Source organism: Paenibacillus salivarius, assembly GCF_051307165.1.
Lineage (GTDB): Bacteria > Bacillota > Bacilli > Paenibacillales > Paenibacillaceae > Fontibacillus.
Genome location: NZ_CP195592.1, coordinates 4045838 through 4060311, shown reverse-complemented (window position 1 = coordinate 4060311; position 14474 = coordinate 4045838). Strand labels below are relative to the sequence as shown.

9 protein-coding genes are annotated in these 14474 nt (G+C 54.3%); 6 read left to right on the top strand and 3 right to left on the bottom strand.

Features of this window, described 5'->3' with window-relative positions:
* Nucleotides 1-350: 350 nt before the first annotated feature.
* The 5 genes from recQ (at nucleotide 351) to ACSFXJ_RS18740 (ending at nucleotide 10823) form a co-directional block, all read left to right on the top strand.
* On the top strand, nucleotides 351-2201 hold the full coding sequence (recQ, locus tag ACSFXJ_RS18760) for a DNA helicase RecQ (RefSeq protein ID WP_435921933.1): 1851 nt from the start codon (nucleotides 351-353) through the stop codon (nucleotides 2199-2201).
* Between the two features lie 14 nt (nucleotides 2202-2215).
* Complete coding sequence (locus tag ACSFXJ_RS18755; protein ID WP_435921932.1) at nucleotides 2216-3973, top strand: B12-binding domain-containing radical SAM protein; 1758 nt, start codon at nucleotides 2216-2218, stop codon at nucleotides 3971-3973.
* 102 nt (nucleotides 3974-4075) lie between these two features.
* On the top strand, nucleotides 4076-4207 hold the full coding sequence (locus ACSFXJ_RS18750) for a YjcZ family sporulation protein (protein WP_435921931.1): 132 nt from the start codon (nucleotides 4076-4078) through the stop codon (nucleotides 4205-4207).
* A 167-nt stretch (nucleotides 4208-4374) separates the two neighbouring features.
* On the top strand, nucleotides 4375-9897 hold the full coding sequence (locus ACSFXJ_RS18745; protein WP_435925808.1) for a HAMP domain-containing protein: 5523 nt from the start codon (nucleotides 4375-4377) through the stop codon (nucleotides 9895-9897).
* A gap of 182 nt (nucleotides 9898-10079) precedes the next feature.
* The gene (locus ACSFXJ_RS18740) at nucleotides 10080-10823 is read left to right on the top strand and encodes an SDR family NAD(P)-dependent oxidoreductase (RefSeq protein ID WP_435921930.1); all 744 of its coding nucleotides are present in this window, start codon (nucleotides 10080-10082) and stop codon (nucleotides 10821-10823) included.
* 73 nt (nucleotides 10824-10896) lie between these two features.
* On the opposite strand, the gene ACSFXJ_RS18735 is transcribed toward ACSFXJ_RS18740, so the two are convergent.
* From ACSFXJ_RS18735 to ACSFXJ_RS18725, 3 genes are read right to left on the bottom strand one after another with little or no spacing between them, the layout of a single operon-like run.
* The gene (locus ACSFXJ_RS18735) at nucleotides 10897-11835 is read right to left on the bottom strand and encodes a lysophospholipase (RefSeq protein WP_435921929.1); all 939 of its coding nucleotides are present in this window, start codon (nucleotides 11833-11835) and stop codon (nucleotides 10897-10899) included.
* A gap of 44 nt (nucleotides 11836-11879) precedes the next feature.
* Complete coding sequence (locus tag ACSFXJ_RS18730) at nucleotides 11880-12470, bottom strand: tRNA (mnm(5)s(2)U34)-methyltransferase (RefSeq protein WP_435921928.1); 591 nt, start codon at nucleotides 12468-12470, stop codon at nucleotides 11880-11882.
* Between the two features lies 1 nt (nucleotide 12471).
* Entirely contained in the window at nucleotides 12472-13410 is a 939-nt protein-coding gene (locus tag ACSFXJ_RS18725) for a TIGR01212 family radical SAM protein (RefSeq protein WP_435925806.1), read from the bottom strand.
* A gap of 315 nt (nucleotides 13411-13725) precedes the next feature.
* Between ACSFXJ_RS18725 and trmB the strand changes: the two genes are divergently transcribed.
* On the top strand, nucleotides 13726-14433 hold the full coding sequence (gene trmB / locus ACSFXJ_RS18720; protein ID WP_435921927.1) for a tRNA (guanosine(46)-N7)-methyltransferase TrmB: 708 nt from the start codon (nucleotides 13726-13728) through the stop codon (nucleotides 14431-14433).
* The last annotated feature ends 41 nt before the right edge of the window (nucleotides 14434-14474 follow it).

Genomic DNA, 14474 nt, shown 5'->3' with positions numbered 1-14474 from the left:
CTATAACATGCCGGGGGAGGGCGCACCACGTAAAGGTTATGGTTTCTCCCGATTCGAGATCCTCCATTGGAAAAAATCCAATGGAAATCTATATTTTTCGCTTCAAAAGAGAGTTTGCGGGCATTTTGGTTGGAATTTTTCCAATGGGATTGTCTGAAACCGTTGTTTATCAAGAGAATGGTTGGAATTTTTCCAATGAATCCATCTATCCGATATCTCCCTACCTGCTATTCTTCCCAAGAAAGTATATAATAGATAAGTAAATTTTCTAATTCGTATGACTTGTGATCTCAAGCAGCGGATACTTGAAGCTTATACTTTTTGTGATCTGAAAAAGGAGTCAATTCGCAATGAATATTCAAACGACCCGGATGGAACAGGCGCAAGGGCTGCTGCAAAAATATTACGGCTACCCCGATTTCCGCGAAGGTCAGCGGAAGATCGTCGCCAGCATGCTGGACGGGGCCGATACGCTTGGCATTATGCCTACCGGCGGGGGGAAATCGATCTGTTATCAGATTCCCGCGCTTCTGTACCCGGGCCTGACGCTGGTCATATCTCCGCTCATCTCGCTGATGAAGGACCAGGTGGACGCGCTGACCGCAATGGGAGTCCCGGCCGCCTACATTAACAGCACCCTGTCGGGCAAAGAGGTCAATGACCGCATTCGCGCGGCGAGACAAGGGGAACTGAAGCTGCTTTACGTCGCTCCCGAGCGGCTGGAGCTGGACTGGTTCCGCGAGGAGATGAGCGGCCTGGACTTATCCTGCGTCGCCGTCGACGAGGCGCACTGCGTCTCGCAGTGGGGCCATGATTTCCGGACGAGCTATCTCGCGGTCGAGCCGTTCGTGAACGGATTGCCGAAGCGTCCGATTTTGGCGGCGTTTACCGCGACGGCCACGCCGGAGGTCAAGGAGGACATGATCCGGCTGCTCAAACTGAACGATCCGGCCGTGTTCGTAACGGGCCTGGGCCGCGACAACCTGGCCATGTCGGTACTGCGCGGCGAGAATAAGCGCGAATTTATCGGCAATTACGTGGATTCGCACGGCCACCAGCCGGGCATTATCTATGCGGCGACCCGCAAAGAGGTGGACGATCTGTATCAACGCCTCAGAGAGAACGGCATTCCGGCCGGCCGGTATCATGCCGGATTGACCGACCGGGAGCGGGACGAGGCCCAGGAAGCCTTTCTGTACGACGATATTCGCGTGATGGTCGCCACCAACGCGTTCGGCATGGGCATCGACAAATCGAATGTACGCTATGTTATCCATTACAATATGCCGAAAAATATGGAAGCCTACGTGCAAGAGGCGGGACGCGCCGGGCGGGACGGAGAGCCGAGCGATTGCATTTTGCTGTTCAGTCCCCAGGACATTATGACCCAGAAGTTTCTGATCGAGCAAAATCCGCAGGACGAGGACCGGAAGCGCAACGAATACCGGAAGCTGCAGCAGATGGTCGAGTACTGCTACTCGCCGGGCTGCCTGCGGTGGGCGATGCTCGATTATTTCGGCGAAGTTCACGACAGGAAGCCTTGCGGCATTTGCAGCTCCTGCCGGGACGAACGGGAACTTGTCGATATGACGGTGGACGCGCAAATCGTTTTCTCCTGCATTCACCGGATGAGAGAGCGGTTCGGCGTCTCGCTCGTTTCCTCGGTGCTGAAGGGCTCGCAAAACAAAAAAGTGCTTCAGTACCGGTTCGATCAGCTTCCGACTTACGGTATGATGCGCCGCAAGACCGAGAAGGAGATTTCCGAGCTGATCAATATGTTCGTCGCCGAGGGGTATTTGGCGCTGTCCGAGGGGCAATACCCTGTCGTCCGGCTGCAGCCGCTGGCCGCGGAGGTGCTGAGGGGCCGGCAACAGGTGATGATGCGGGCGCCGGAACCGAAGGCCGCGAAGGCGGGATCCGGGACAGCCGCCGGATCGCGACGCAGCCGAAGCGGCATGTACGACGACGGACCTTCGGCCGTCAACGAGACGGTGTTCGAGCAGCTGCGCTTGATCCGCAGGGACCTGGCCGAGAAAGAGCGGGTACCGTCGTACATTATTTTCAATGATGCGACCTTGCGCGAAATGAGCGTCGTATGCCCGACGAGCGAATCGGAAATGCTGCGGATCAAGGGTGTCGGCGAAGTGAAGTACCGTAAGTACGGTACGCCGTTTCTGGAGTTTTTTCAAAACATGGAATAGGGTTGGGACAATATATGAAAGTCATTTTGGCAACTTTAAACGCAAAATATATACACACCTCGCTGGCGATCCGGCTCCTAAAAGCCTACAGCGGGCATGAGTTCGACATCGACTTGGCCGAATACACGATCAAGGACCCGGTCCTCAACATTGTGTCCGACCTGTATCAAAAGCGTCCGGACGTCGTCGGCTTTTCCTGTTATATATGGAACATCGAAGAGACGTTGAAAGTGGTCGAGCTGCTTAAAAAGGTGCTCCCGGACACCGCCGTCGTTCTCGGCGGCCCCGAGGTGTCTTACGATACGGAATATTGGATGGAGCGCGCGCGGGAAGTCGATTTTATCGTTATGGGCGATGGGGAAGAAACATTCCATCATCTGCTGCAGGAGCTTGCCGGGGACCGGAAGTTCCACTTCGTGTTCGGAGCCGCGTACCGGAAGGACGGGGAAGTGCGGATCAATCCGCCTCGTCCGAAATCCGACCTGAATACGCTGCCTTCGCCGCACCGTTTTCCCGAAGATATTCCGAATTTAAGCAAGCGGATCGTCTATTTCGAAACAAGCCGGGGCTGTCCGTTCAGCTGCCAGTTCTGTTTGTCCAGCATCGAGGTGGGCGTCAGGTATTATGATATCGAACGGGTGAAGTCGGATATCTTGTATCTGATTCAAAACGGAGCAAAAACGATAAAATTCCTCGACCGTACCTTCAATATCAACCGCAGTTATGCGATGGAAATGTTCGAGTTTCTCGTGCACAACCATAACGGCTGCGTATTCCAGTTTGAAATTACGGCGGACATCATGCGTCCGGAGGTGCTCGATTATTTGTCGGAGAACGCGCCGCCCGGAATTTTCCGGTTTGAAATCGGGGTGCAGTCCACGAATGACCCGACCAATTTGCTGGTCAAGCGGCGTCAGAACTTTACCAAGCTGACCCGAACGGTCACTAAAATCAAAGAGAGCGGCAAGATCGACCAGCATCTGGATCTGATCGCGGGTTTGCCGGAAGAGGATTACGCCACGTTCCGTAAAACGTTTAACGATGTGTTCGAGTTGCGTCCGGAAGAATTGCAGCTGGGCTTTTTGAAAATGCTGCGCGGTACCGGACTCCGCAATGATGCCGAAAAGTACAACTACGTGTATATGAATCATGCGCCATATGAGATCTTGGGTAACGATTACCTGCCGTTTTCCGACATTGTCCGGCTGAAGCGGCTGGAGGATGTGCTGGAAAAATACTGGAACGATCACCGGATGGATCATACGGTAGAGTACCTGATCTCAAGCGAATTTGATTCACCGTTCGACTTCTTCCAAGAGTTTGGAGACTACTGGGAAGAGCGCGGATGGCAGCGGATCGGTCATCAACTTGAGGACCTGTTCACAAGGCTGAATGAATTTTTGAATTGGCGCGGGATGAAGAAGCCGGATGTCGTGCTTGGACTGATGAAGCTGGATTATCTCTTGGGGCATAAGTACAAACCCCGCAAAATCTGGTGGGAGGACCGCATGGACAAAGACCGCCGGAGCCGGTATCTCAAGCAGCTGGCCGAACGGCCTCAAGAAGTGTCCGGCTCGTTTGCGTCACTGGAGCAGGGAGAACGCGAACTGCAGAAATACGCCGTGGTCGAGGAGCTCGATTTTTCAATAGAAAAGGTGCTGGAAGGTAAGGGGAATTCGGATCATTTGAATGATTCCGAAAATTCTTTGCTTATTGTCCTCTACCAGCAAAATTCGGACGATCGTCCTCTTTACTTTACGATGCCGCGATGAGGGTTGACGTTGCCCTGTCAGCCCATCTATGGGTTTTGCCCAAACCAACCGCACAATTCCGAATAGAATAGGGTGAACTCTAAACCAAAGGAGGAATCCGTAGTGAGTGGTGTAGTCGGAAGCAACGTCGGATATGGCGGCGGGGGATACGGGGGCGGCATCTGGACGTCCACTGGAGCTATTCTCGTATTGTTCATTCTGCTTGTGATCGTTTCCAGAGCTTTCTTATACTAGTTTCCGGTCTTTTGTGGAATCCCGCCCTAGCCTACAGGCTAAGGCGGGATTTTTCGCGAGCATGACAGACCACATATTTCCATGTAAAATATAACGTGCAAACTATTGTCAAAAGGTAGGACCAAGCTTCAAGTAACTTATAGAATAATGTCGGGAGAGGATTAATGATGTCGGATCTGGAACAACAGCAGCCATCGTCACCGAACGATTCTGTAGACACCGGTGAGTTGCTGAATGCTTTAATGGCCATGAAGAAAGGAAACTTTTCTTTCAGAATGCCTTATGACAGGACGGGTATTTCCGGCAAGGTGTCCGATACGTTTAACGAAGTGATGGACATGCTGGAAAATTTGGTGGGCGAAATAGGAACGGTAGCCGAAGTGGTGGGAAAAGAGGGCAAGCTATCTCGCAGATTCAGCCATAAAAATACAGGCGGCGCCTGGGAAACGATCGTAAGCTCGCTTAACGGGCTTGTCAGCGACCTGGTTCAGCCGACCGCGGAGGTGGCCCGGGTCATCAATGCGGTTGCCCAAGGGGACCTGACGCAGAAAGTGGAAGTGGAGTTTGAAGGCAGACCGCTGACCGGAGAATATTTGCGGACGGCCAAAAACATTAATATGATGGTGAACCAGCTGAGTACCTTCGCCTCGGAGGTTACGCGGGTGGCCCGCGAGGTCGGTACCGAGGGGATTCTCGGCGGGCAGGCGGATGTTAAGGGCGTGTCCGGAACGTGGAAGGATTTGACGGACAGCGTGAATAACATGGCGGCCAACCTGACCGATCAAGTGCGCAACATCGCGGCCGTGACGACGGCCGTCGCCAAAGGCGATTTGACGAAGCAAATTACCGTTAACGCGAAAGGCGAAATTTTGGAACTGAAGGACACGATCAACACGATGGTCGACCAGCTTTCCATGTTTGCCTCCGAAGTGACGCGCGTGGCGCGGGAGGTCGGTACGGAGGGCAAACTCGGCGGCCAGGCCGAGGTCAAAGGCGTGTCGGGAACTTGGAAGGACCTGACGGAGAGCGTCAATGACATGGCGTCGAATTTGACCGACCAGGTCCGGAATATTGCGGTCGTCACGACCGCGGTGGCCAACGGCGATTTGTCCAAAAAGATTACGGCCAATATTCAGGGCGAAATTTTGGAGTTAAAGATCACGATCAATACGATGGTCGATCAGTTGTCGACCTTCGCTTCCGAAGTGACGCGGATGGCGCGCGAAGTCGGTACGGAAGGCATTCTCGGCGGCCAGGCGGAAGTGACCGGGGTAGCGGGGACGTGGCGGGACCTGACGGAGAGCGTCAATTACATGGCGTCCAACCTGACGAACCAGGTACGGAATATCGCCGAAGTGACGACGGCGGTGGCTAACGGCGATTTGTCCAAACATATTACGGTCAATGCCAAGGGCGAAATTTTGGAATTGAAAAATACGATCAATACGATGGTCGATCAGCTTTCGACGTTCGCGTCCGAAGTGACGCGGGTGGCCCGCGAGGTCGGTACGCTCGGCATACTCGGCGGCCAGGCCACGGTCCGCGGGGTGGCGGGCACATGGCGCGATTTAACTGAAAGCGTTAACTATATGGCGTCCAACCTGACGAATCAGGTGCGCAACATCGCGGTCGTTACGACGGCGGTGGCGAACGGGGATCTCTCGAAGAAGATTACCGCGGACGTGCAGGGCGAAATTCTGGAATTGAAAAATACGATCAATACGATGGTCGACCAGTTGTCGACCTTCGCTTCCGAGGTGACGCGGGTGGCGCTGGAGGTCGGCACGGAGGGCAAGCTTGGCGGACAAGCCGAGGTAAAGGGCGTCGGAGGCACGTGGAAAGACCTGACCGAAGGCGTGAACAACATGGCCCGCAATCTGACCGATCAAGTACGGGGCATTGCGGATGTCACCACGGCGGTGGCCAAAGGCGACCTTTCCAAAAAAATCACCGTCGACGCGAAAGGCGAAATCCTGGAGCTTAAGAACACGATGAACACGATGGTCGACCAGCTGAGCCTGTTTGCTTCCGAAGTAACGCGCGTCGCCAGGGAAGTCGGTACGGAAGGCAAGCTCGGCGCACAGGCGGACGTCAAGGACGTATCCGGAACGTGGAAAGACCTGACGGATACGGTGAATACGATGACGAGCAACCTGACGATCCAGATGCGGAATATCGCCGGGGTGACGACGGCGGTGGCCAACGGGGATTTATCGAAGAAGATTACGGTCGATGTCAAAGGCGAACTGCTAGAACTCAAAAACACGATCAATACGATGGTGGACCAGCTGAACTCGTTCGCTTCCGAGGTGACGCGCGTGGCGAGAGAGGTGGGCACCGACGGAAAACTGGGCGGACAAGCCCAGGTCCGGGGCGTAGGCGGTATTTGGAAGGATTTGACCGACAACGTCAACATTATGGCCGAGAACCTGACCGATCAGGTACGAGGCATCGCGAAGGTGGTTACGGCCGTCGCGAACGGGAATTTGAAGCAGAAGCTGACGGTGGAAGCCAAAGGCGAAATCGCGGAGCTGACCGATACGATCAATAATATGATCGATACGCTCGCCACATTTGCCGACCAGGTGACGACCGTGGCCCGGGAGGTAGGGGCGGAAGGCAAGCTCGGCGGCCAGGCCAATGTGCCGGGCGCGGCCGGCACGTGGCGCGATTTGACCGATAACGTGAATTACATGGCGAGTACGCTGACTTCCCAGGTTCGCGCGATTACTACGGTAGCGACCGCAGTGACGAAAGGGGACCTGTCCCGCAGCATCGATGTGGCTGCGGCCGGCGAGGTTGCGGAGCTGAAGGACAATGTGAACGAAATGATCCGCAACCTGAAGGAAACGACGCGGATCAATACCGAGCAGGATTGGCTGAAGACGAACCTGGCCAAATTCACGAGAATGCTTCAAGGACAGCGGGATCTGTACGCGGTGTGCCGCATGATCCTGTCGGAGCTCGCGCCGTTGGTATCGATGCAGCATGGCGTAATGTATATCAACGAAACGGTCGACGGGGAGCAGACGCTGGCTTTGTTTGCCAGCTACGCGTACCAGCAGCGGAAGCATTTATCGAACCGGTTCCGGGTAGGCGAAGGGCTTGTCGGCCAGTGCCTGATCGAAAAGCAGCGTATCCTGCTCACCAATGTCCCGAACGATTATGTCATGATATCCTCCGGCCTTGGAGAAGCGGTTCCGTTGAATATCGTGCTGTTGCCGATTATTTTCGAGGATCAAGTGCTTGCCGTGCTTGAGCTGGCTTCATTCCGGCAGTTTACGGATATCGACCTCGATTTTCTTGATCAACTGACGGAATCGATCGGGATCGTGATCAACACGATGCAGGCCAACCGCCGTACCGAGGAATTGCTGATGCAGTCCCAATCGCTTACGGAGGAGCTGCAGAACCAGCAGCAGGAGCTTCAGAATACGAACGAGGAGCTGGAGGAAAAGGCCAAGCTGCTCGTCCTGCAAAAAGCGGAAGTGGAAAGCAAGAACAAAGAATTCGAAATCGCCAAACGGGTTCTGGAGGAAAAAGCCGAGCAGCTTGCATTGACCTCGCGCTATAAATCCGAGTTCTTGGCCAACATGTCGCATGAGCTGCGTACCCCGCTCAATTCTTTGCTGCTTCTGGCGGAGCAGCTGGCCGAGAACCCGGACCGGAACTTGACCGAATACCAGGTAAAATTCGCCCAGACGATTCAGGATGCGGGCATCGAGCTGCTGGAGCTGATCAATGACATTCTCGATCTGTCCAAGATCGAATCGGGGACCGTTACCGCAAACTACAACGAGTTGAAGATCGACGAGGTTAAAGACAGCCTGGAGAGAACGTTCCGGCACATGGTCGACGATAAAAAACTGGATTTTTCCATTACGGTGGATCCGAAATTGCCGGAAACGATGATGACCGATCCGAAGCGGCTGCAGCAGGTACTGAAGAACCTGCTTTCCAATGCATTCAAGTTCACCGAAGAGGGGCGGGTGCTCCTGAACATCTTCAAAGCCGATGAAGGCTGGAGCTCGGGGATCGAGAAACTGAACCGGGCCAAGGAGGTCATCTGCTTCTCGGTCAGCGATACAGGCATCGGGATTCCCGTCGATAAGCAAAGCATCATCTTCGAGGCGTTCCAGCAAGCGGACGGAAGCACGAGCCGTCAATATGGCGGAACCGGGCTCGGGCTGGCTATCTCCCGGGAAATCGCCTCGTTGCTCGGCGGCGAGATCACGCTTCGCAGCGTCGTAGGCAAGGGAAGCGTCTTTAACCTTTATCTGCCTCTCTACACGGATATACCGGGACACGAGACGGAGGAAGCTCCCGCTCCGGAATCCGTTCAACCGGCGGTGAAATATGTTCCAGAAGTGATCGACGTGACCCCTCGCGAGTCCAAGCGCAACGGCACGCCGAAGGAAGAACGGACGATCCGCGATGACCGGGATTCCATCGAGCCGGGCGACAGCGTGTTCCTGATCGTGGAAGACGACGTAAAGTTCAACGAGATTCTTCTTGACGTTTTGCACAAAAAAGGAATCAAGGCGATCATTACGACCCGTGGGAACGGAGCGTTGGAGCTTGCGCAAAAATATCAACCCGACGCGATTACCTTGGACCTGCGTCTGAAGGATATGGACGGTTGGCTGATCATCGATCAATTGAAGAACGATCTTAGCGTCCGGCATATTCCGATTTGTGTAATTATGGTCGAGGAGGATGAAATTCCTCTGCGGCAAAAAGGCGTGTACGACTACATCGGCAAACCGGTGACGAACGAGGAGCTGGAAACGAAGCTGGATCAATTGCGGATCTTCGCCAATCGCGAGACTCACCGCCTTCTTGTGGTCATTAGCCATGACGATGTCCGGAATGAGACGGTCGGATTCCTGGCCGGGCAAGACCTCGAAATCGTCGAGGCCGATACCGCACGCAAAGCGCTGAATCAGCTAAAGCCGGATCGATTTGACGCGATTCTGATCGATAATGATTTGAGCGGTGCCGATACGCTTGGTCTCGTGCATGAGATCCACAAAAAACTGCAAAACAAATCGGTGCCGATTCTCTTGAACCGAAGCCGGAAATGGACGCCGGATCAGGAGATCCAGCTTGAGGATTTGATGAAATCGTCCGTGATCAGGGAAGTCAAAAATCAGATCCAGCTGATGGACGAGTCGAGCCTGTTCCTGCATCGCAAAGCGGAAAGCTTGCCCGAAGCGGCGCGGCAAAAGCTCGTCAATCTGCATGAATCCGATGAAATGATCACTTCCAAGCAGGTGCTCGTCGTGGACGACGATATCCGCAATATTTTTGCGCTGACGACGATTCTGGAGCGCCATAACATGAAAGTCATTCCGGCGGAGAACGGACAGGAAGCGATTCAAATTCTCGAGTCGACCCCGTCCATAGAAATTGTGCTCATGGATATCATGATGCCGATCATGGATGGATACGAAACGACCAGAGCCATCCGCCAAAATCCGAAATTCCAAAGTCTGCCGATTATCGCGCTGACCGCCAAGGCGATGAGCGGAGATCGCGAAGCTTGCCTTGAGGCTGGTGCGTCCGATTACATCACCAAGCCCGTCAACAGCGCGCAGCTTTTGTCCATGATCCGCAGCTGGCTGGACCAGCCGCCTTTGGAAGAGGAGGCGCAAACAGACAATAAACCGGCAAAGGATGAAGAAAGCTGACCTTAGCTTTAGTCTTCATATATGCTCCCTGGGCAATAGACGGGTCCCCCCCCCCGCTATTGTTTCGGGGAGCTTTTTTAGATGTAAATGCAATGATTTCCGCTTGACCTGTATGTTCCCGCCTTGGGCTGGGGACGATATTACGGGAAAAATTATTGCGAACATCAAGGAGGATACGGGCAATGACGCAATTGAGCGGTAAGGTGGCTATCGTGACCGGAGGAGCTTCCGGAATCGGATTGGCGACGGCGGAAGCTTTTATCGATAAAGGCGCCAAAGTGGTTATCGCCGACTATAACGAACAAGCGGGAAAAGCGAAAGAAAAGGAATTGCAGGGCAGAGGCGGAGACGTACTGTTTGTTCAGGTGAACGTCGCGGATGAACAATCGGTGGAACGCCTGGTTTCCGAAACGGTCAAAAAGTACGGCAAGCTGGATATCATCGTCAACAATGCGGGAGTAGGCATATTGGCGGCCACGCACGAGCTCTCTTTCGAGGATTACAATAAAGTAATCACGGTCAATCAAAACGGGGTGTTTTTCGGCTCGAAGTATGCGATCCGGGAAATGTTGAAAACGGGAGGAGGTTCGATCGTGAACACGGCTTCCATTTTGGGTCATGTCGGGGAGGCGGGAGCCTTTGCATATAACGCCTCGAAAGGCGCCGTAAATCTCATGACGAAATCGCTGGCCCTCGAATATGCCGACAAAAATATTCGGGTCAACGCCATCTGCCCGGGTTATGTCGAATCCGGGATGGTGAACAAAGAAGCGTTAGGCGATTTTTACGACGGACTTGTGGCAAGACATCCGATCGGAAGGCTTGGCAAACCCGAAGAAATTGCGCACGCGATCGTATTCTTGTGCGAGAATGACTTCACGACCGGTACCTCATTGCTTGTTGACGGAGGCTACACCGCGCAGTAAAGGGCTTTGCCGCCTCTCGGAAAGGAAAAGACGGAAGCGGAACGGGGGAACCCTCGTTTCGCTTCCGTCTTTTTTAGATGGGCTCTTCCGTATGTCTGAGCAGCCAGTCGAGCGTATCGCGGGCGACCTCGTCCCGGTTGGTCTCGTTCAACATTTCGTGCCTGCCTCCAGGGTACAGTTTGACTTCGACATCCTGAAGGCCGAGACGCTCGTACAAAGCAACCAGCCGCCGAACGCCTTTTCCGTTGAAGCCCACAGGATCCTCATCGCCCCCGAAAATGTAAACCGGCTTATCCTTGGGGATCAGCCGCATCCGGTCAGGGCGGTGGATTTCCCGCAATAGGCCGAACAACCCGTGGAAGAAACCGGCACTGCAGACAAAACCGCAAAACGGGTCGGCGATGTAATCGTCGACTTCCCGTTCATCCCGGGACAGCCAGTCGAAAGGGGTCCTCATCGGCAGGAAGCCTTTGTTGTAGGTGCCGAAGGATAGCGCATTCATCAGCAAGCTCGGATGGTCCGGACCCTGGATTGCCGACTGGAGCGCGGCAAGGTTTTGACCGAAGGCCAGCAAGTTACGGGGGCCGTTGGTGCCGGTCAGAATAAACCCGTTGTAAAGTTCGGGTCCGGTATACATCGTTTTTTGCGTCAGAAACGAACCCATACTGTGTCCCATCAAAAACAAGGGGAGAACCGGATGTTCCGCCCGTATCCGTCCGCCGAGGGCGATCATATCGCGGACCATTCCGTTCAGGCCGTCGTTGCCGGGCCAGCCTAACTCATCCGCTGTGGCGGCGGTCAAGCCGTGCCCCCGGTGATCGTTGGCGTACACGAGGAATCCCGCGTCCGTCAGCACCCGGGCGAAGCGGTAATAACGCGCGGCGTTTTCGCTCATCCCGTGGGCGATTTGAACCGCTCCCCGCGGGCGGTCGGGCAGTTCCTCCGGAGACCAGGCATAGACAAACACATGCTGCCCGGCTTCATTTTCAAAGGTAAAGGTTTGCTCCTTCATGCCGCGGCACTTCCTTTCTTCCTTCATCGAGAGATTAACGGCCGTTATCTTTTTTCAATGGCGATAAGGTAAGGGGAAGCCGGCTTTTGCAGTTGGCGGTAGATCACCGCCTGGCCTGCGGTTTGAGGGAGGGAAGCCGCCCAGGCTTCTACGGCGGCAGCTTCCTCGTCTCCTCCCGGGTGTCCGGGATAAAGCACCGCCGTCACGATTCCGCGCGGCCGGAGCAGCCTGACGGCGGCATCCAGCGCTTTCAGCGTACTTGGCGTATGGGTGATCAGCGTGGGATCGGCCCCTTCGGCGGGAAGATAGCCCAAATTGAACATCACCGCGCCCAGCTTGCCATGAAGCTCGGCCGGAAGGGCGGTTTCCATCTCTTCATGGCTTCTTTGCAGCAAAGTAACGGCAGACAGCGTTTCCGCCGCGGCAGCCGTTTCCCGCTCCAGTCTGGCGCGGGTCAAATCCAGTGCCTCCGCCTGAATGTCAAAGGCGTAGACCCTGCCGCGGGGGCCGCAGGCTTTGGCCAGAAACAGCGTATCCGCTCCGGTTCCGGCCGTAGCATCCGCTGCGATATCGCCGGGATGGAGCCGTTCGCCGATCAGCTTATGCGCAAAGCTCAATACTGAAAGAAAGCCCATCTCAACCCCTCCAATACTTACCCTGCCAGGTATCCCTTTGCCTCAACTCGCGATCGATGGCGTTCAGCACTTCCCATTTTTTGAGGCTCCACATCGGTCCGATCAGCAGGTCGCGCGGGGCGTCTCCGGTGAGGCGGTGCACGATCATTTCCGGCGGAAGGAATTCAAGCGTGTCCACGATGAGTTTGACATACTCGTCCTGTTCCAGAAAACGGAGCAGCCCGGCCTCGTATTGCTTGACCATCGGCGTTTTGCGCATTAAATGCAGCAGGTGGATCTTGATGCCCTGAACATCCATCGCTGCCACGGCGCGTCCCGTTTCCAGCATCATTTCATGGGTCTCCTGCGGCAGACCGTAGATGATATGGGTGCATACGCGGATATTGCGCTTCCGCAGCTTCTCCACGGCATCGAGATAGCACTTTGTATCATGCGCGCGGTTGATCAGCTCGGAAGTCGATTCGTGCACGGTCTGCAATCCCATCTCCACCCACAGGTAGGTGCGTTCGTTCAGTTCGGCCAAATAATCGACCACATCGTCCGGAAGACAATCGGGGCGAGTGGCGATCGACAGGCCGACAACGCCCGGCTGCTCCAGAATGGCTTCGTAGTATTCCCGGAGTTCTTTGACTGGAGCATACGTGTTCGTATACGCTTGAAAATATCCGATATATTTGGCTTGCGGCCATTTCAAATGCTGTCTGTCACGGATATGGTTAAACTGGGTCACCAGATCGTCCCGGCGGCTGCCGGCGAAGTCTCCGGAACCGCGGGCGCTGCAAAACGTACAGCCGCCCTTGGCGATCGAACCGTCCCGGTTCGGGCAAGTAAAGCCCGCATCCAGCATTACTTTAAAAACTTTTTCCCCGAACTGCTCCCGCATTTCGGTGTTCCAGGTATGAAAACGCTTGTCGCCCCAAAGCAGAGGGGTTCTTGTCATTATCGTATTCAATTTCTTGCTCCTTTCTACAGCTTCATTGTATCAAAATTCATGAAAAAAGGGGAAATGAAGACGACAGGGTTTCTTGCGATGAATGACAGATTATGTTATTTTAAGGGTACCTAAAAAACGTTTGGACCCCAATTCCAAAATATATCGAAAGAGGAATCCGTACGACCGTCTCCCCGGCGGCCCGAAGGATTCCTTTTTCATTTGATGAACGTGTTTCCGAACTACCCTTAAAACACTTTACTTTTCGGCCGAACTTCGGCACAATATCTCAGTAATGGAATGTGGAACTTTAGGAGGAATAAGATGCGTTTACGCGGCAGAAAAGGGATCCGGGAAAATCTGGAGCAGCAGCAGGACCTTGTCGTGCTGGATCCGGGACAATATAAAGGGAAATGGTCGCAGGTGTTCGGCAACGACCGGCCGCTTCATGTCGAGCTCGGCATGGGGAAGGGACGATTTATCAGCGGCATGAGTTTTAAATATCCGGAGTGCAATTTCGTAGGGATGGATATGTACGATGAATTGATCCGCCGGGGCAGCGAGAAAGTCCGCGCCATCTGGAGCGAAAGCGAGCAGGAGGATCCTAAGAATGTCCGTCTGGCACTCGGAAATATCGAGTCGATCGAGGAATTTTTCGCCCCGGGGGAAATCGAACGGATTTATTTGAATTTCAGCGACCCGTGGCCGAAAAAGAAGCATTGGCGCAGAAGGTTGACCCACCCCCGTTTCTTGGAAAAATACCGGACGCTCCTTAACGAGCGCGGAGAGATTCATTTCAAAACGGATTCTCGGGAGCTCTTCGAATTTTCGCTCAATGCCTTTGCCGCTTGCGGATTGCAAATGAGCAATATTTCCCTCGATCTGCATCGCGGCGAAATAAACGAAAAGCATGTGATGACGGAATACGAGAGCAAATTCGTGGGACAAGGCATGCCGATATACCGCTGCGAGGTCAAAGTCGGAGAAGCGGCAGTTCGCCATTATCATGAACATAAGATGGACGAGTTTTAGACGCATAAAACGAAAAAGGTTCCGGCACGATTGCCGGAGCC

Coding starts and splice junctions, on each gene's coding strand:
- recQ (WP_435921933.1), top strand. CDS start 351: ATGAATATTCAAACGACCCGGATGGAACAGGCGCAAGGGCTGCTGCAA.
- ACSFXJ_RS18755 (WP_435921932.1), top strand. CDS start 2,216: ATGAAAGTCATTTTGGCAACTTTAAACGCAAAATATATACACACCTCG.
- ACSFXJ_RS18745 (WP_435925808.1), top strand. CDS start 4,375: ATGTCGGATCTGGAACAACAGCAGCCATCGTCACCGAACGATTCTGTA.
- ACSFXJ_RS18740 (WP_435921930.1), top strand. CDS start 10,080: ATGACGCAATTGAGCGGTAAGGTGGCTATCGTGACCGGAGGAGCTTCC.
- ACSFXJ_RS18735 (WP_435921929.1), bottom strand. CDS start 11,835: ATGAAGGAGCAAACCTTTACCTTTGAAAATGAAGCCGGGCAGCATGTG.
- ACSFXJ_RS18730 (WP_435921928.1), bottom strand. CDS start 12,470: ATGGGCTTTCTTTCAGTATTGAGCTTTGCGCATAAGCTGATCGGCGAA.
- ACSFXJ_RS18725 (WP_435925806.1), bottom strand. CDS start 13,410: ATGACAAGAACCCCTCTGCTTTGGGGCGACAAGCGTTTTCATACCTGG.
- trmB (WP_435921927.1), top strand. CDS start 13,726: ATGCGTTTACGCGGCAGAAAAGGGATCCGGGAAAATCTGGAGCAGCAG.